The organism is Brevundimonas sp., from assembly GCF_035626975.1.
GTDB lineage: Bacteria > Pseudomonadota > Alphaproteobacteria > Caulobacterales > Caulobacteraceae > Brevundimonas.
In genome coordinates, this window is the sequence record NZ_DASPMQ010000020.1 from 1 (window position 1) to 17,159 (window position 17,159).

General features: G+C 70.3%; 16 protein-coding genes and 1 tRNA gene. 10 read left to right on the forward strand and 7 right to left on the reverse strand.

Features of this window, described 5'->3' with window-relative positions; all coding sequences use genetic code 11:
* The coding region (locus VEB62_RS05890; RefSeq protein ID WP_324796686.1) for an aconitate hydratase AcnA at nt 1-1,504 on the forward strand (1,504 nt) is incomplete at its 5' end.
* A gap of 77 nt (nt 1,505-1,581) precedes the next feature.
* Here VEB62_RS05890 and VEB62_RS05895 read toward each other — a convergent pair.
* Complete coding sequence (locus tag VEB62_RS05895) at nt 1,582-2,112, reverse strand: hypothetical protein (protein ID WP_324796689.1); 531 nt, start codon at nt 2,110-2,112, stop codon at nt 1,582-1,584.
* Nucleotides 2,113-2,203: 91 nt separating this feature from the next.
* Nucleotides 2,204-3,073 (reverse strand): isoaspartyl peptidase/L-asparaginase family protein, encoded by an 870-nt coding sequence (locus tag VEB62_RS05900; protein WP_324796692.1) that lies wholly within the window; start codon nt 3,071-3,073, stop codon nt 2,204-2,206.
* A gap of 105 nt (nt 3,074-3,178) precedes the next feature.
* Here VEB62_RS05900 and VEB62_RS05905 point away from each other — a divergent pair, with 105 nt between their 5' ends.
* The gene (locus tag VEB62_RS05905) at nt 3,179-4,180 is read left to right on the forward strand and encodes an NADPH:quinone oxidoreductase family protein (RefSeq protein ID WP_324796695.1); all 1,002 of its coding nucleotides are present in this window, start codon (nt 3,179-3,181) and stop codon (nt 4,178-4,180) included.
* Here VEB62_RS05905 and VEB62_RS05910 read toward each other — a convergent pair.
* Nucleotides 4,177-4,575, reverse strand: coding sequence for a YkvA family protein (locus VEB62_RS05910; protein WP_324796698.1), 399 nt, complete (start codon nt 4,573-4,575; stop codon nt 4,177-4,179). The two genes, VEB62_RS05905 and VEB62_RS05910, sit on opposite strands and share 4 nt — an antisense overlap.
* 54 nt (nt 4,576-4,629) lie before the next feature.
* On the opposite strand from VEB62_RS05910, the gene VEB62_RS05915 reads away from it, so the two are divergent.
* The 6 genes from VEB62_RS05915 to lpdA all read left to right on the forward strand — a co-directional run bounded on the left by VEB62_RS05915 (nt 4,630) and on the right by lpdA (nt 10,503).
* A complete protein-coding gene (locus VEB62_RS05915) occupies nt 4,630-5,412 on the forward strand; it encodes an SDR family NAD(P)-dependent oxidoreductase (RefSeq protein WP_324796701.1) in 783 nt (260 codons plus the stop codon).
* Between the two features lie 133 nt (nt 5,413-5,545).
* Nucleotides 5,546-5,620 (forward strand) — tRNA-Gly (locus VEB62_RS05920).
* Nucleotides 5,621-5,769: 149 nt separating this feature from the next.
* Nucleotides 5,770-6,492, forward strand: coding sequence for a TMEM175 family protein (locus VEB62_RS05925; protein ID WP_324796704.1), 723 nt, complete (start codon nt 5,770-5,772; stop codon nt 6,490-6,492).
* A gap of 135 nt (nt 6,493-6,627) precedes the next feature.
* Complete coding sequence (locus tag VEB62_RS05930; RefSeq protein ID WP_324796707.1) at nt 6,628-8,448, forward strand: PAS domain-containing sensor histidine kinase; 1,821 nt, start codon at nt 6,628-6,630, stop codon at nt 8,446-8,448.
* Between the two features lie 30 nt (nt 8,449-8,478).
* On the forward strand, nt 8,479-8,961 hold the full coding sequence (locus VEB62_RS05935; protein WP_324796710.1) for a hypothetical protein: 483 nt from the start codon (nt 8,479-8,481) through the stop codon (nt 8,959-8,961).
* 123 nt (nt 8,962-9,084) lie between these two features.
* Nucleotides 9,085-10,503, forward strand: coding sequence for a dihydrolipoyl dehydrogenase (lpdA, locus tag VEB62_RS05940; RefSeq protein ID WP_324796713.1), 1,419 nt, complete (start codon nt 9,085-9,087; stop codon nt 10,501-10,503).
* 3 nt (nt 10,504-10,506) lie between these two features.
* Here lpdA and VEB62_RS05945 read toward each other — a convergent pair whose 3' ends face one another.
* Genes VEB62_RS05945 through fsa form a run of 3 tightly spaced genes read right to left on the reverse strand, consistent with a single transcriptional unit; the run spans nt 10,507 to nt 12,809 of the window.
* Nucleotides 10,507-11,448: a tyrosine recombinase XerC gene (locus VEB62_RS05945; protein ID WP_324796716.1), complete on the reverse strand. Its 942-nt coding sequence runs from the start codon at nt 11,446-11,448 to the stop codon at nt 10,507-10,509.
* Nucleotides 11,430-12,134 (reverse strand): DUF484 family protein, encoded by a 705-nt coding sequence (locus VEB62_RS05950; protein WP_324796719.1) that lies wholly within the window; start codon nt 12,132-12,134, stop codon nt 11,430-11,432. Before VEB62_RS05950 ends, VEB62_RS05945 begins: the two co-directional genes overlap by 19 nt.
* A gap of 21 nt (nt 12,135-12,155) precedes the next feature.
* Nucleotides 12,156-12,809 carry a fructose-6-phosphate aldolase gene (fsa, locus tag VEB62_RS05955; RefSeq protein ID WP_324796721.1) on the reverse strand — a complete coding sequence of 218 codons (654 nt, stop codon included), beginning with the start codon at nt 12,807-12,809 and terminating at the stop codon, nt 12,156-12,158.
* Between the two features lie 30 nt (nt 12,810-12,839).
* Between fsa and VEB62_RS05960 the strand changes: the two genes are divergently transcribed.
* The gene (locus tag VEB62_RS05960) at nt 12,840-15,002 is read left to right on the forward strand and encodes a primosomal protein N' (RefSeq protein ID WP_324796724.1); all 2,163 of its coding nucleotides are present in this window, start codon (nt 12,840-12,842) and stop codon (nt 15,000-15,002) included.
* 447 nt (nt 15,003-15,449) lie between these two features.
* Here the strand turns inward: VEB62_RS05960 and VEB62_RS05965 are convergent, their stop codons facing one another.
* Nucleotides 15,450-16,277 carry a TerC family protein gene (locus tag VEB62_RS05965; protein ID WP_324796727.1) on the reverse strand — a complete coding sequence of 276 codons (828 nt, stop codon included), beginning with the start codon at nt 16,275-16,277 and terminating at the stop codon, nt 15,450-15,452.
* A 121-nt stretch (nt 16,278-16,398) separates the two neighbouring features.
* Here VEB62_RS05965 and VEB62_RS05970 point away from each other — a divergent pair, with 121 nt between their 5' ends.
* Nucleotides 16,399-17,124, forward strand: a complete 726-nt coding sequence (locus VEB62_RS05970) for a TerC family protein (RefSeq protein WP_324796730.1) — start codon at nt 16,399-16,401, stop codon at nt 17,122-17,124.
* The last annotated feature ends 35 nt before the right edge of the window (nt 17,125-17,159 follow it).

The window sequence follows — 17,159 nt, forward strand, 5'->3', positions numbered from 1 at the left end:
GACGCCGGACGTCGTGGTCGCGCCCGTGCCCCGGGTCGCGGGCACCATCGGACACGGCACGGTGCTGATCGCCGCGATCACGAGCTGCACGAACACCTCCAACCCCTCCGTGATGCTGGGCGCGGGGCTGGTGGCGCGGAAGGCGGTGCAGCGCGGGCTCGAGGTGCCGCCCTGGGTGAAGACGAGCCTGGCCCCCGGCTCCAAGGTCGTCACCGACTACCTGGACAGCTCGGGGACGAGCGCCGACCTGAACCAGCTCGGCTTCACGCTGGTCGGCTACGGCTGCACCACCTGCATCGGCAACTCGGGCCCGCTGTCGGATGAGATTTCGAAGGCGATCAACGACAACGGCCTGGTCGCCACCAGCGTACTGTCGGGCAACCGCAACTTCGAGGGCCGGGTGAATCCGGACGTCCAGGCCAACTACCTGGCCTCGCCGCCGCTGGTCGTGGCCTATGCGCTGGCCGGCTCGATGCGGATCGACATCTCGAAGGATCCGATCGGCCAGGACAAGAAGGGCAAGGATGTCTTCCTGAAGGACGTGTGGCCGACCTCGAAGGAGATCGCCGACCTCCAGAAGAAGTCGGTCACCCCGGCCATGTTCGCCAAACGCTACGCCGACGTCTTCAAGGGCGACAAGCACTGGCAGGGCATCAAGGTCGAGGGCGGTCAGACCTACGCCTGGGACGACGCCTCCACCTATGTGCAGAACCCGCCCTATTTCGAGGGCATGTCTATGGAGCCTGCGCCGGTCGCCGACATCGTCGAGGCCCGGGTGCTGGCCATCTTCGGCGACTCGATCACCACCGACCACATCAGCCCGGCCGGTTCGATCAAGAAAACCTCGCCGGCCGGCGCCTATCTGACCGGGCACGGCGTCGACGCGCTGGACTTCAACTCCTACGGCGCTCGCCGCGGGAACCATGAAGTGATGATGCGCGGCACCTTCGCCAACATCCGCATCCGCAACAAGATCACGCCGGACATCGAGGGCGGGGTGACGAAGCATTTCCCGTCGCAGGACACGATGTCGATCTACGACGCGGCCATGCGCTACCAGTCCGAGGGCCGGCCGCTGGTGGTGTTCGCGGGCAAGGAATACGGCACCGGCTCGTCGCGCGACTGGGCGGCCAAGGGCACCCGCCTGCTGGGCGTGCGCGCGGTCCTCGCCGAGAGCTACGAGCGCATCCACCGCTCCAACCTGGTCGGGATGGGCGTCGTGCCGCTGCAGTTCAAGCAGGACGGCTGGACCCGTCTGGGCCTGACCGGCGAGGAAATCGTGACGATCCGCGGCCTGTCGGACGCCAATGTCGGCCGGTTGCGCCCGCGTCAGGACCTGTGGGTCGAACTGTTCCGCCCGTCGGACGGCAAGATGGCCCGCTTCCCGGTGCGCTGCCGCATCGATAACCAGACCGAGCTGGACTACTTCAAGGCCGGCGGCGTGATGCCCTATGTGCTGCGCAACCTGGCCCGCGGCACGGTCGAGGCTGTCGCGGCGGAATAGGTCTCAAGTAGCGCGAACGCGCGATAGATCACCGGAATGAGGGGCCGGCGGAGCGATCCGCCGGCCCTTTTTCTGTTCTAGCCACGCGTGGCGTTGTGCGGGCCGCGGTCGCGCGGGTTGCGGCCGAAGGCCTGGTCGCAGACGGCGCGGCCGAATTCTTCGGACACCATCATCTGGCGGTCGCCGATCAGGGCGCCGAGGCGGCCCTGCCCGCTGGTCGCCACCGAGACCGGGAAACGACCGACGACAAGATTGTCACGCGAGGGATCGACGAACTCCACCGTGCCGGACAGGGTATGGACGGTGTCGCCGTTCAGCAGGCCCCCCAAGCGGTCGCCGCGATGAATGTCGTCGATGTGAATGCGGAGATCGATCGGCGCCGTGCCCCACATGCAGCGCTTCAGTTCCTCGTGAACCTCCTCCGAGAAGGTTTCGGCGAAATCCTCTTCTGCGTCGAGCCAGTCGCTGGACATGGTGATGGAGCCGACCTGCGCCGTTTCCTGCAGGCCTGGCGGCAAATCCAACGGCGGTCCGCCCTCGACGACGGGCGCGCAGGCGGATGTGGCGATCAGCGCGGCGATGGCCGCGGCGGCGAATATCGACTTCATGGACGGGTCCCTCTTGCTCCCGTGACGCTTAGGCCAGCGTTGCCGTGAACGCCGGATGAACCGCGTTCGTCCGAAGATCAATTCGGCGCAATCAACGCCCGAACACCTCCACACCGATCTCGCCGGCGGGGGTCAGCCAGGCGCGCTTCATGCCCTGGCTGTTGAAGGACTGGGCGATGTTTCCGTCGCGGTCCAGCGCGATCAGGCCGCCGTCGCCGCCCAGGGCGCCGATCTCGTCGATCACGCCCTGGGCCGCCTCGATCAATGATTGACCGGCGGCGACGCGCCAGCTGACCTGGGCGGTCGCGGCCACGCGCATGAAGTATTCGCCCTGACCGGTGCCCGAGGCGGCGATCCGGTCGTCGGCCCAGGTGCCGGCGGCGAGGATGGGGGTGTCGCCGACCCGCCCCGGCATCTTGCCGAACACGCCCGCCGTCGAGGTCGCCGCCGCCAGCCGGCCGTCAGCGTCGAGCACGCAGCAGCCGACCGTGCCGTGGCTCAGCACGCCCGGCGGATGGTTGTCCTCGCCCTGGCCGGCGCGGGTGAACCAGGCTTCGGGATCTCCGATCCGCTCCAGTCCCTGGTCGGCGCAGAAGGCCGCCGCGCCTTCGCCGACCAGCATGACGTGCGGCGTGTGGTCCAGTACGGCGCGGGCGGCGCGGATCGGGTTGCGGAAGCCCTGCAGGGCCGCCACGGCGCCGGGCCTGCGGCCGTCCCCGTCCATCAGGCTGGCGTCCAGCTCATAGCCACCCGCGAGGTTGGGCGAGGCGCCGCGGCCGGCGACGTAGAGGCCGGAATCCTCGAGCATCACGACCGCCTCGACGGCCACGTCCAGCGCCGCGGCGCCGGCGTCCAGACGGGCCTTCATCGCCTCCACAACCTCGCGCATGTGCACGACCTCGCGGTCATAGTTGCGCTCGCGCCGGGCGCCCGCGCCGCCGTGCAGGATGAGGGCCGTCATTCGGGGTCGTCTCCGGATCGCCTCTTTCAAAGGGGCGTGGCGCTGATTAGCCTCAAGCCGACGCGCGCGCCACCGGGGCGGGACGCCTTCCGGGAGACTTCCACCATGCGCGCAGTCCTGTCCAAGGCTCCCGGCGGTCCCGAAACCCTGGTGGTCGAGGAGGTGCTGGACCCCCGGCCGATGAAGGGCGAGGTGGTGATCGAGGTCAGGGCGGTCGGCGTCAACTTCCCCGACACCCTGATCATCGAGGACAAATACCAGTTCAAGCCGCAGCGTCCCTTCTCGCCCGGCGGCGAGGTTTCAGGCGTGGTCGAGGCGATCGGCGAAGGGGTGACCACGGTGCGCAAGGGCGACCGGGTCATCGCCGTGCCGGGCTGGGGCGGCATGGTCGAGCGGCTGGCGGTCCCCGCGGCCTCGGTGATGAAGATCCCCGACGGCATGGATTTCGAGACCGCCGCGGCCCTCGTGATGACCTACGGCACGTCGTACTACGCGCTGAAGGACCGGGCCCAGCTGAAGGCCGGCGAGGCCCTGCTGGTGCTCGGCGCGGCCGGCGGCGTCGGCGTGGCGGCGGTGGAATTGGGCAAGGCCATGGGCGCGCACGTCATCGCCGCCGCCTCGACCAACGACAAGGTGCAGTTCGCGCTCGAGGCGGGCGCCGACAATGGCCTGATCTACCCGACCGGCAAGATGGACAAGGCGGCGCAGAAGGAACTGTCCGGCGAGCTGAAGCTGGCGTCGGGCCGCGACGGGCCGGACGTGGTCTATGACGCGGTCGGCGGCGACTATTGCGAGCCGGCGCTCAGGGCCATGGACTGGAACGGCCGTTATCTGGTGGTCGGCTTCCCGGCCGGGATCCCGGCCCTGCCGCTAAACCTGACGCTGCTGAAGTCGGTGTCGGTGATCGGGGTGTTCTGGGGCGCGGCGGTGATGCGCGATCCCGCCGCCCACGCCGCCAATATGGCCGACCTGTTCCGCTTCTGGAGCGATGGCAAGATCAAGCCGCGCGTCAGCCGCACCTTCCCGCTCGAGCGCGCCCACGAAGCCATCAAGGCGCTGGGCGACCGTTCGGTGATGGGCAAGGTGGTGGTGACGGTGGAGTCCTAGTCCTCGCGCAGCCGTTCCAGCGCGGATCGGGCCTGATCCTTGTGGCGGCGCTTGATGTTGGCGCCGAGGGTGGCGATCAGGGCGCCGATGACCGCGGCGTCGTCGGTGAAGCCGATGCCGGCGAAGATGTCCGGAATGGCGTCGATGGGCAGGACGAAATAGGCCAGGGCCCCCAGCATGATCCCCTTGGCTGCGGCGGGCGTCTGTGGATCACGGGCGGCGAACCAGACGGACAGGGCCTGACCCGCGAACGGAATCCGGGCCGCCGTGCGCCGGATCTTGGGCCAGAAGCCCTTGCTCACCCGCATCTCGTTGACCCGCTGCACGGACGGCACGAGGGCGCGCGACGGGTCGAGCGCCTCCTCGGGCGTGGCGGGTTTGGCTTTGGCGGTCATGGCGGTTAAACCCCCGGCCGAAACTCAGGTTCATACAAGATAGGGGCTCGCGCCATGAAACTCGACAGCAGCATCGCCGCAGTGGTCACCGGCGGGGCCTCGGGTCTGGGCGAGGGCACGGCGCGCGCGATCGCGGCGACGGGCGCGAAGGTGGCCCTGTTCGACCTCAATGAGGAGCGAGGCGAGGCGATCGCCAGCGAGATCGGCGGGTTTTTCTGCCCGGTCGACGTGACCGACGACGCCTCGGTGGCCGCCGGGTTCGAAAAGGCGCGCGCCGCCCATGGGCAGGAGCGTCTGACGGTCAACTGCGCCGGCATCGCCACGGGCCAGAAGACGGTGTCGCGCAAGAAGGACACCGGCGAGATCCGGGCCCACGACATGGCCCAGTTCGAGCGTACGGTGCGGGTCAACCTGTTCGGCACCTTCCGGGTGCTGTCGCAGTCGGCGGCGGGGATGGTGACGCTGGAGCCGATGGCCGACGGCGAGCGCGGCCTGATCGTCAACACGGCCTCGGTGGCCGCGCAGGACGGCCAGATCGGCCAGGCGGCCTATTCGGCCTCCAAGGGCGGCGTCTACGCCATGACCCTGCCTGTGGCCCGCGACCTCGCCCAGGAAGGCGTGCGCTGCAACACCATCCTGCCCGGCATCATGTGGACGCCGATGATGGCGGGCATGGACCAGAAAATCCAGGACGCCCTGGCCGCCGCCATTCCTTTCCCGAGCCGCCTCGGCACGCCCGCCGACTACGCCTCGCTGGTGCTGGAGCTGGCTCGCAACGTCTACATCAACGGCGAGTGCATTCGCCTTGATGGCGCGATCCGGCTTGCGCCCCGGTAGGGCCGGGTGCTTCGCGCCGCGCTGACGCCCGGCTCGTGGAGCCTCCCTGCTTGAGCGCAATTGCGGAATCTTCCGCAAAGGGACTTGCAGGGTTCGCCGCCCCTCCGCTATAGGCCCCGCTCTCGATTGAGATGCGGGCGTAGCTCAGTGGTAGAGCACAACCTTGCCAAGGTTGGGGTCGAGAGTTCGAATCTCTTCGCCCGCTCCAGTCGAACCCAGGAAGCCCGGTCCTCGCGATCGGGCTTTCTTGCTTCCTGCCCCCGGGGCCCCGGCTTTTCGTCCCGCCCCGCGATGCGGCCCCGTTGATCCCGTCGCCTGAATCGATCACCGTTCGGTCGGGAGCAGGAGGGCGGCGGTATGGACAGTCGTACAGGCCTTAACGACCGGCCGGCGCCTGGGGAGGCCAACCGGCTGGACGCTTTCGTGGACGCCGCCTTCGCCTTTGCGGTGTCGCTACTCATCATCGCCGGCGGGGAGCCGCTGAGGTCGTTTGACGACCTGCTGCGCGCGTTGCTGCGCATTCCCGCCTTCCTCGCGGGGTTTGCGCTGATCATGCTGTTCTGGCTGGCCCACCGGGCCTGGTCGGCGCTCGGGCCCAAACGGGACGGGATGGCGACGCTGCTGAGCCTGGCCGTGGTCTTCTCGGTGTTGGTGTTCGTGTTCCCGTTCAGGCTGCTGACCAAGACGGCGCTGCATTTCATGTCGGGCGGTTTTCTGCCCGGCGGCGGCCTCATCGACGGCTTCGGCCAGTTGGGCTGGATCTACGCGATCTACGGGGCGGGCTTCCTGATCCTGTCCGTGCTGTACACCCTGCTGTTTCGCCATGCCCGGGCGGGGCTGGCCATCGGCGGGGCGGGCTGGATCGAGGCGAATTCCTGGGCGCGAACGTGGTTTCTGGCCGCCGGCGTGGGAGCGCTGTCATCGGTCCTGGCGCTGAGCCCGCTGTTGCCGCTCGCGCCGTGGCTGCCCGGCTTCACCTACTGGACCATTCCGCTCGGCATCGGGGCCCTGGCTCTCCTGGACCGGCGCCGGGCGCGGCGGATGCGGACGGGGGAAAAAACGTCTACGTCGGCGGCCTGAGCGCTGCTCCGGCTGGACCGGGCCGCGGCGGGGGTCTAGTCGCCCTGGTGGGGAAACGGGGTCGTTCCGGTTCGCCGTTTGCAAGGTATAGCCCGAACGGCGCCATGGGGCGCCAGAACGGGACAGTCGAGGCGCATGTTTCTGGAAGGCCAGGTCAACTGGGTTTGGGTTCTGGGCGGTCTGGCGGCCGTCGGCTGGCTCATCGGCCTGATCGGCCTGTGGCTGGCCGCCGCCAACCGTTCGCGGCACGTGAACGCGACGGACCAGCTGGATGAAGTCCAGCGGGTGGCCGAGGATTCGCAGAAGCGGCTGTTCGAGACCTTGAACGCCATTCCCGTCGCCCTGGTCGAGACTGACCGGCAGGGCAAGTTCGTCTTCGCCAACCGGGCCGCGCACCAACTGCTGGGCCGCCGCGACGCCGAGCTGATCGGCCTGCGCTTCCACTCGGCTACCTGGGGCATCACCTTCCCTGACGGGCGGCCCGTTCCGCCCGACCTGCTGCCCAGCGCCCGGGCCCTGAGAGGGCAGACGGTGAAGGGGTTCCAGCATCTGCTGGCCAATCCGGCCTCGCGCCGCAAGATGCTGGTCTCGGTTACGGCCATGCCGATCGAGAATGAACTGGGCCAGATCACCGGCTCGACCGCCGCCATCGTCGAAAGCGAAGGGCTGATGACGCCCGAGGTGATCGCGCCCGAGCCGGCGCCGACCGGCGATGACCTGACCCGCCGGGTGTTCGACGCCGCTTCCAGCGCCCTGGTCGTGGTGGGGGCGGACGGACGGGTGCGCGAGGCCAACCGCACGGCGCTTCTGGTGCTGGGGCGAGAGACGGCCGAGGGCGACTTCGCGGATTTGTTCCTGGACGAGGACGAGCGGGTTGAGGGCCGCCAGTCCCTGCGGGCCGGACTGGCCGCGCCGGCCGGGGAGGCCGAACCGATCACGTCGCGCCGCGGCGGCGCCGGGGGCATTCGCTGGTCGATGCTGCCGCTGGCCGACGCCGACGGGCAGGCGGACGCCCTGTTGCTGGCCGGCGAGCGGGCGGATCCTGCGCCGGCCGTCGTGGAGATCGCCGAGCCGTCGGCGGCCGGGTCCGCGCCCGACGCCGTGACTGACGACTCCCTGCGCGAGGAGGCCGCCGCAGCCCGCGCCGCCGCCGCCGAGGCGCTGGCCGCCGCCGCCGCGGCGCGCGCCGAGGCCGAACATGCCCGGGCCGCCGCTGAACGGGTGCGCGCCGAGGCCGAGGCCGAGCTCCAGGGCGGGCGGCGGATGGAGAGCGTCGGCCGCCTGACCGGCGGTCTGGCGCATGATTTCAACGCCGTGCTCGGCGTCATGACCGGCGCCCTGGACATGATGCTGCGCCAGGCCGACGACCCCGCCCGGGTGCGGCGTATCGGCCAGGCGGCGCTGGCCGCGGGCCAGAAGGGCGAACTGCTGACGCGTCGGTTGACCGCCTTCTCGCAGGGCGACGACGAGCCCGTGCTGCGGATCATGGACGCCGGCGTGCTGCTGCGCGGCATGGAGAGCCGGCTGCGCGACCTGGCCGGCGCGGGAGTCGACCTGATGATCGAGGGCCCGGCCGAAGCCGCGCCGGCGCGGATCGATCCGGTGGCGTTCGAGGGGGCGGTCAAGGCGCTGACCCGCAATGCGGTCGAGGCGATCGACGGCAACGGCTCGGTCGCCGTTCGCCTGGAAGCCCTGATGGAAGGCGGCCTGCGCCTCAGCGTCCGCGACAGCGGGCCCGGCATGGACCGCGACCTCGCCGCCCGGGCGGTGGAGCCCTTCTTCACGACCCGCGAGGGGGCGGCGGGCCTGGGCCTGTCGCAGGCCTACGCCTTCGCGCGGCAGTCGGGCGGCGTGCTGTCCATCGACAGCCAGGCGGGGCGCGGCGCGGAGGTGTCCATCACCCTGCCGGGCGCCGTCGCCGAGGCGCCGGCTGGCGTCGCCGCTGTAGCGGTGTAGAATGGTTAACGGTCCACAGGAGCGTCGATCATGAAGCTGTTGCGTTTCATCGTGGTGCTGGCGGTCCTGGCTTACGCCGGCTGGCTGGCCTGGCCGTTCATGTCGCCGTTCATTGAAGGCGCGGGACGGGAGGAGACGGTCGTGCGTGTCGGCGCGGCGGTGCTCGGCGGCGGGGCCCTGTTCGGCATGGTTCCCGCCTGGGGCGTGTGGGCGGCCGCTGTCGTCCTTTATGTGATCGCGGCGCTGATGCTCGGCGCCGGCAATTCGAAGGCCGCCGTGGCCTATTTCCTGGGTTTTCTCGCCGACGCCGCCCTGCGGCTGGCGCTGGCCCGGCAGGGCGGCGAGGCCGCCGCTTCCGGACCCGCGACGATGGCGGCGCCCGAAGCGCTTTCGAGCCTGCCCGTCGAGCCGCTGTGGCTGATGCTCGGCGGGCTGGTCGTGCTGGGCCTGCTGGTCATGATCGCCGGCCGCCGCATCCGGCGGGTGCGCACTCCGGGCCAGTTCGCCTACTAGGCCGTGGCCTCAGGGCCTCGCCCGATCGGCGACGGCGCCTATATCGGATCCGACGGTTGACGCGCACCGGCGCGCCGCTAGGTTCCGCGCGCTCCCCCCCGCGCCCACTGAACGAGAGACCTCATGGCCGATGCCGCATCCCCGAACGCCGCGTATGACGTGGTCATCATCGGCGGCGGGCCGGGCGGCTACAACGCCGCCATCCGGGCCGGACAGCTGGGGCTGAAGGCCGCCTGCGTCGAGATGCGCGACACCCTAGGCGGCACCTGCCTGAACGTCGGCTGCATGCCCTCCAAGGCGCTGCTGCACGCCTCGGAGCTGTTCGAGGCGGCGACGAAGGAGTTCCCGGCTCTCGGCATCGAGGTCGGGACGCCGAAACTGAACCTCGGCCAGATGATGAGCCAGAAGCAGGACAGCGTCGGCGCCCTGACCAAGGGTATCGAATTCCTGTTCAAGAAGAACAAGGTCGACTGGGTGAAGGGCCGCGGGCGCATCGCCGGCGCGGGCCAGGTCGAGGTGACCGCCGCCGACGGATCGAAGACGACGCTGACGGCGAAGAACATCGTCATCGCCACCGGTTCGGAGCCAACCCCCTTGCCGGGCGTGGCTTTCGAGGCGGGCAGGGTGGTGGATTCCACGGGGGCCCTGTCGCTGCCGGTCGTGCCGAAGCAGCTGATCGTGGTCGGGGCCGGGATCATCGGGCTGGAGCTCGGTTCGGTCTGGCGCCGGCTGGGCGCGCAGGTGACGGTGGTCGAGTATCTGGACCGCATCACCCCCGGCATGGACAGCGAGGTGGCCAAGGCCTTCCAGCGCGCCCTGACCAAACAGGGCATGACCTTCAGGCTGGGAGCGAAGGTCACCGGGGCGAAGACGTCGAAGGACGGCGTCGAGCTGACCGTCGAGCCCGCCGCCGGCGGCGCGGCGGAGACGCTGAAGGGCGACGTGGTGCTGGTCGCCATCGGCCGCCGTCCCTACACCGAGGGCCTCGGTCTGGAGACGGTGGGCGTCGAGGCGGACAGGCGCGGCTTCGTGGCCGGCGACCACTTCAAGGTCGCTGACGGCGTCTGGGTGATCGGCGACGTGACCCACGGCCCGATGCTGGCCCACAAGGCGGAAGAGGACGCCGTGGCGGTGATCGAGCTGATCGCCGGCAAGGCGGGGCATGTGGACTACGACCTGGTCCCGAGCGTGGTCTACACCTCGCCCGAGGTGGCCTGGGTCGGCAAGACCGAGGAGCAGCTGAAGGAGGCCGGCGTCGCCTACAGGAGCGGAAAGTTTCCCTTCACCGCCAACAGCCGGGCCAAGATCAACCACGAGACCGAGGGTTTCGTGAAGGTGCTGGCCGACGCCGCCACGGATCGCGTCCTCGGCGTGCACATCCTCGGGCCCCAGGCTGGCGAAATGATCGGCGAGGCCTGCGTGGCCATGGCCTTCGGGGGCGCCAGCGAGGACATCGCCCGCATCTGCCATCCGCACCCGACCCGTTCGGAAGCCGTCAAACAGGCGGCCATGGGCGTCGACGGCTGGACCATGCAGGCCTGACGGTCAGGCCCGCGGATGGGCGGCTGAATAGGCGTTCAGCAGGCGGGCGGCGTCGACGGCGGTGTATTTCTGGGTCGTCGACAGGCTGGCGTGGCCCAGCAGTTCCTGGATCGCGCGCAGGTCGGCCCCCGCTCCAAGCAGATGGGTGGCGAAGCTGTGGCGCAGGGCGTGCGGCGTGGCGCTCGCCGGCAGGCCGAGCCTGCCGCGCAGACGCTGCACCGTCGCCTGGACGTGGCGCGGGCTGAGCGGGCCGCCGCGACGGGCGCGGAACAGGGCGTCGCCGGGCGCCAGGGGGAAGGGCTGCAGCGCCAGATAATCCTCGATCGCGGCGCGCACGGCGGGCAGAACCGGAGCCAGCCGGGTCTTGCCGCCCTTGCCGGTGATGCGCAGGGCCTCCGGCAGGGGCGCGTCGGCGCGGGTCAGGGACAGTCCCTCGGAGATGCGCAGGCCGCAGCCGTAGAGCAGGGTCAGGACGGCGCGGTCGCGGGCGGCCTCCCACGGCGCGGCGTCCGGATCGGCTCCAGGCTCCTGCATCAGGCCGCGGGCCTGATCCTCGGTGACCGGGCGGGGCAGGGAGGCCTTGATCCGCGGGCCGCGGACGAGAGCCAGCTGGGGCGCAGCGACGCCGCAGCGGCGATCGAGGAAGACGTGGAAGGTGCGGATCGCCGACAGGGTCTGGCTGATCGAACGGGCGTTCAGCGGATGGTCGCCGGAGCGGCGCTCGGCCAGATGGGCGCGGAGCTCGGCGGGGGTGACGGTCCCGAGATCGGCGAGCCGCTGGGCCTCGCCCCGGTGGCGCTGGAGGAAGGCGAGATACTGGCGGCCGATATGGCCGTAGGCTTCCAGGGTGCGGGGCGACAGGCGGCGCTCGTGGGCCAGATGCTCCAGCCAGGCTGCGAGGGCCCCATCGGCGCCGAGGTCGGGGGTCAGCTGAGAATGGGCCATCGTTCGGCCGTGCGCTCGACCACCCGGGCGATGAAGGCGACCAGTTCGCAGCCCATGGTCGGGGTGAATCCGTCCTCCTCCGGCGAGCCAAAGGCGCACAGGGCGGGGCGGGCCGGCGGCTCGTCGCCGGGGAACAGCGGGGCCATGCGGATCAGGGCGACCGACTTCACCTCGCCCTCGGTCGCGCCGAAGAGGTTCAGACCGTCGAAATTCGGGCCGAGCCAGGTGAGACCGTCGTCGCCGAGCAGCTTGTCGACGGCGCCGGCGTCGAGCGACCTCCAGCCGAACGGGACGGCGCCGGGCTTCTCGAGGGCGATGGCGGCGGCGGTCAGGCCGAACCGGCCTTGCGCCACGGCGTCGAGGCGGCGGGACAGGTCGGAGGGGTTGCGCGCCTCCATCAGGTCCAGCGCCGCCACGTGGGTCTGGGTCTGGGCGGCGAAATTGGCGCGGGCGATCGCTTCGATGCGCTTGCGGGCGTCGGCCTCGCGCTCGGCGGCGGCCTCCAGCCGGGTCAGGGCGGCGCGGCCGAACTCGACGACGTTGCGGCCGTGCGGCTTGAGCCCGATCTCTTCCAGCAGAGAGCGGTCGTCGAGCAGGGTCTGGGGATTGGCCTGCAGCCAGGCGCGGATTTCCGGCCAGTGCGGCTCGGCCGGCGTATCCGAAGAGAGGTCAGGCGATACGCTCACAGACCTCTCCCCGAGGCAGAACTACAGAATCGACTGGCCGGTCTTGCCCCAGTCCGCCAGGAAGGCATCAAGCCCCTTGTCGGTTAACGGGTGCTTGACCAGGGCCTTGAAAACGTCGGCCGGGATGGTCGAGGCGTCGGCGCCGGCGACGGCCGCGGCCGAGACGTGGCCGGGATTGCGCAGGCTGGCGGCGAGGATTTCGGTGCCGAAGTCGTGGATGTCGAACAGGGCCCGGATCTCTTCCAGCAGGCCGATGCCGTCGGCGCCGTGGTCTTCCAGCCGGCCCACGAAGGGCGACACGAAGGTGGCGCCGGCCTTGGCGGCCAGCATGGCCTGGGCGGCCGAGAAGCACAGGGTGACGTTGGTCTTGATCCCCTTGTCGGCGAAGACGCGGGTGGCGCGCAGGCCGTCCCAGGTCAGGGGCAGTTTCACGACCACATTGGGGGCGATGGCGGCGAGCTTGTCGCCCTCCCGCACCATGGTCTCGAAATCGGTCGCCACGGCCTCGGCGGAGATCGGGCCCTCGACGAGGGCGCAAATCTCGGCGATGACCTCGGCTATGTTGCGACCGGACTTGGCGATCAGCGTGGGATTGGTGGTGACGCCGTCCACCATTCCGGTGGGGACCATGTCCTTGATGACGGCGACGTCGGCGGTGTCGAGGAAGAGTTTCATGGGCGCGCTTCTAGCGGACCGGGCCGCCGGGTGAAAGTCGCATCCGTCCTTATCCCGCTGCCGGTGCCCGAGGCCTTCGACTACGAGGTTCCGGAAGCGCTCGAACTCGCCCGGGGCGATCAGGTCGCCGTGCCGTTGGGGCCGCGGCTGATGCGCGGGATCGTGGCCGAGGTGCGCGAGACCACGGGTTCGAACCGGCGGCTGAAGGCGGTGGCCCAGGTGCTGGACGATCCGCGCCTGCCCGAACGCACGGTGGACTTCGTCGAATGGGCGGCGCGCTGGACGCTGAGCGCGCCGGGCGAGATGGCCTCGGCGGCGCTGAAGGGGTTGCGGGCGCCGCGGCCCCGGCCCGAGCGGCGGGTGCGGCGGGTCGGCGAACGGGTCCCGGCCAAGCTGACGGCGGCGCGGAGCGCGGTTCTGGAGACGCTGGGCGAGCGGGCCATGCCGGGCCCCGATCTGGCGCGGGCGGCGGGGGTGTCGTCCGGAGTGGTCAAGGGCCTGCTCGACGAAGGGGTGCTTGAGGCGGTGGAGATCGAGGCGGTCGCCGCCTTCGACGCGCCGGACCCCGATCACGCCCCGGCGACGCTGAACGCCGACCAGGCGGCGGCGGCGGACGCCATCGCGGCGGCCACGGCGAAGGGCGGGTTCGCCCCCTTCCTGCTGGACGGGGTCACCGGCTCGGGCAAGACCGAGGCCTATCTCGAGGCGGCGGCGCGGACGCTGAAGGCGGATCCCGCGGCGCAGGTGCTGATCCTGCTGCCCGAGATCGCCCTGACCCAGGCCCTGATCGAGCGGATCGCGGCGCGCTTCGGGGCCGCGCCGGCCGAATGGCATTCCGGGGTCGCCCCGCCGAGGCGGCGGCAGGTCTGGGAGGCGGTGGTGGCGGGGCGCTGCAACATCGTGGTCGGGGCGCGGTCGGCCCTGTTCCTGCCCTACGCCAACCTGCGCCTGCTGGTGGTGGACGAGGAGCACGACGGCTCGTTCAAGCAGGAGGAGGGGCTGGTCTACCACGGCCGCGACCTCGCCGTGGCGCGGGCGCGGATCGAGGGCGCGACGGTGGTGCTGGCCTCGGCCACGCCGTCGCTGGAGACGCTGTGGAACGCCCATCACGGCCGCTACGGCTGGCTGAAACTGGAGGCCCGGCACGGGGCGGCGGTGCTGCCGCAGATCGCCCTGCTGGACCTGCGCCAGAGCCCGCCCGATCCGCAGACCTGGCTGTCGCAGCCGCTGCGCGAGGCGATCGGGGAGACGCTGGCCCGCGGCGAGCAGACCCTGCTGTTTCTGAACCGGCGGGGCTATGCGCCGGTGGTGCTGTGCCGGGCCTGCGGGCACCGGATGACGGCGCCGGACACCGACAGCTGGCTGGTCGAGCATCGCTACACCGGGCGGCTGGTCTGCCACCTGACCGGCTTCACCATGCTGCGGCCCCGACACTGCCCGTCGTGCGGGGCGGAGGACTCGCTGGTCTCGGTCGGGCCGGGCGTCGAACGGGTCGAGGAGGAGGTGCGCCAGCTGTTCCCGCAGGCGCGGACGGCGGTGTTCAGCTCGGACACCGTGCCCGACGCGAAGTCGGCGCGGGCGCTGATCCAGCGCATGGCCGAGGGCGAGATCGACATCCTGGTGGCGACCCAGGCCGCGGCCAAGGGGCACAACTTCCCGCACCTGACCCTGGTCGGGGTGGTCGACGCCGACCTCGGGCTGAGGGGCGGCGATCTGCGGGCGGCCGAGCGGACCTTTCAACTGTTGACGCAGGCGACCGGCCGGGCGGGGCGGGCCGAGAAGCGGGGCCGGGCCATATTGCAGACCTGGACGCCGGAGCATCCGGTGCTGATGGCGCTGGCGGCGGGCGACCGCGACGCTTTCGTCGAGGCCGAGATGGCCGAGCGGGAGGCCGCGTCCCTGCCGCCCTACGGCCGGCTGGCGGCGCTGATCCTGTCGGGCGAGAACGCCGCGGCGGTGGAGAAGGTGGCGCGCGAACTGGCCGGCTCGATCCCCAACGCCGAGCGGCTGGAGGTCTATGGCCCCGCCGACGCGCCGCTGGCGCTGGTGCGCGGCCGGCGGCGCAAGCGGCTGCTGGTCCGGGCGGATCGCGACGTCGATCTGCAGGGGTTTTTGCGGGCGTGGCTGGCGCGGGTGAAGGTGCCGGCGTCGGTGCGGCTCAACGTTGACGTGGACCCGTACAGTTTCCTCTAGGCCGCCAGTTCAGACGAAAAACATGGTCTGAACCGTCTGAACAGTCTGAACGATCCGGGTCGAAAGCGCTCGAAGTCTCGCTTTGGCCGTCACGTCCCTGGCGGCGCGGAGGGGGTTTGATTGTCAAAGACCGTCGGCGGCGAAAAGCCACACGGTACGCCCGTCGGCCGGTGCGGCGGGAAGATCGGTTTGAGAAAAGCGGATGTGGTTGATGTCGCCGGATATTTTTCGCTGAACCCGACTATAGATCCGCGGATTGTCAGCACAGCGTCATGATGCCGGCGGCGCCCCCTCCACCACGCTTCGCGCGGTCCCCCTCCCCATCTGCGATGGGGAGGTGAGGGAGGGCTTCACCTCCCCACTCGTGGGGAGGTGGCCGGGCCGCGATCAGCGGGCCGGACGGAGGGGGCGGCGCAGGCGGCTGCCCGCTGGCCGCGGCGCCTGCGCCTAAACCCCCGGTTCGGCCGTTTCGGTCTTGTTGAGCTCGGCCCGGCGCGCCTCGAGCGCCGCCGCCTTCTTCTGCGCGGCCTTGCGGCCCATCATGTTGAGCCCCTCGACGAGGGCCGAGAAGGCCATGGCGGCGTAGATGTAGCCCTTGGGCACGTGGACGCCGAAGCCGTCGGCGATCAGCACCATGCCGATCATCAGCAGGAAGCCCAGGGCCAGCATGACGATGGTCGGGTTCTTGTCGATGAAGTCCGCCAGCGGGTCGGAGGCGACCAGCATGGCGATGACGGCGATGATCACCGCGACCATCATGATCGGCACATGGTCGGTCATGCCGACGGCGGTCAGGATGGAGTCGATCGAGAAGACCAGGTCCAGCAGGATGATCTGGCCGATGGCGGCGCCGACGTTGTTGATGACGGCGGTGGTCTTGTTCTTCTCCAGCATGTCGTCGCCGATGCTGGGGTCGACGGCGTGGTGGACCTCGGTCGTCGCCTTCCAGACCAGGAAGAGGCCGCCGGCGATCAGGATCAGGTCGCGCCAGCTGAACTCGGTGTCCCAGCCCGCGCCGGCCAGGCCGAGATTGAAGACCGGCTGGGTCAGGCCGACGATCCAGCCGATGGTGGCCAGCAGCCCCAGGCGCATGATCAGGGCGAGGCCGATGCCGATGCGGCGGGTGCGCTGGCGATGCTCGGGCGGCAGCTTGTTCGACAGGATCGAGATGAAGATCAGATTGTCGATGCCCAGCACCACCTCCATCACCACCAGGGTGATCAGGGCCGCCCAGGCGGCGGGATCAGTCAGCAGCGCGGCGAAGCCTTCGAACATCGGGGTCGTCTCCAGAATATCCGGTCGTCCCTACCCAGCGTCGGGACCGCGGGCAAGGCGGGCCCTATGGACGAAGCGTCGCGGGCCTTCGTATAGAGTGCGGACTGCCGGAGGACGATCCATGCTCGAACTGCTCACCGTCGAGGTCCTGACCAGTCTGCTGGCCCTGACCTTCCTCGAGATCGTGCTGGGCATCGACAACATCGTCTTCCTGGCCGTGGCCGTGTCGCGCCTGCCGGCCGACGAACAGGGCCGCGCCCGCCAGATCGGCCTGTGGATGGCCATGGTCATGCGCATTGTCATGCTGGGCGGGCTGGCGCTGCTGACCCATATGGAGGCGTCGCTGTTCAGCGCCTTCGGCCACGACTTCACCATCGAGAGCCTGGTGCTGATCGCGGGCGGCCTGTTCCTGCTGGCCAAGGGCACCATGGAGGTCCACCACTCGGTCGAGGGGGCGCACGACGTCAACACCGTGGTGGGCAAGGCCACCAGCCTCGGCGCCGTGCTGGTCCAGATCGCCATCATCAACGTGGTCTTCTCGCTGGACAGCGTCATCACCGCCGTCGGCATGACCTCGATCGTCTGGGTGATGGTCGCCGCCGTGGTGCTGTCGACCCTGGTGATGCTGGTCGCCGCCAAACCGGTCGCCGACTTCATCGAGAAGGCGCCGACGACCAAGATCCTGGCGCTGAGCTTCATCCTGCTGGTCGGGGTCGCGCTGGTCGCCGACGGCTTCGGCTTCCACATCCCGCGCGGCTATCTCTACTTCGCCATCGCCTTCTCGCTGGGGGTCGAGCTGCTCAACCAGACCTATCACCGCAACCGGGCGAAGAACGCGGTGCACTGACGGCACGCCCCCCCGGCGCCGTCATCCTCGGGCTT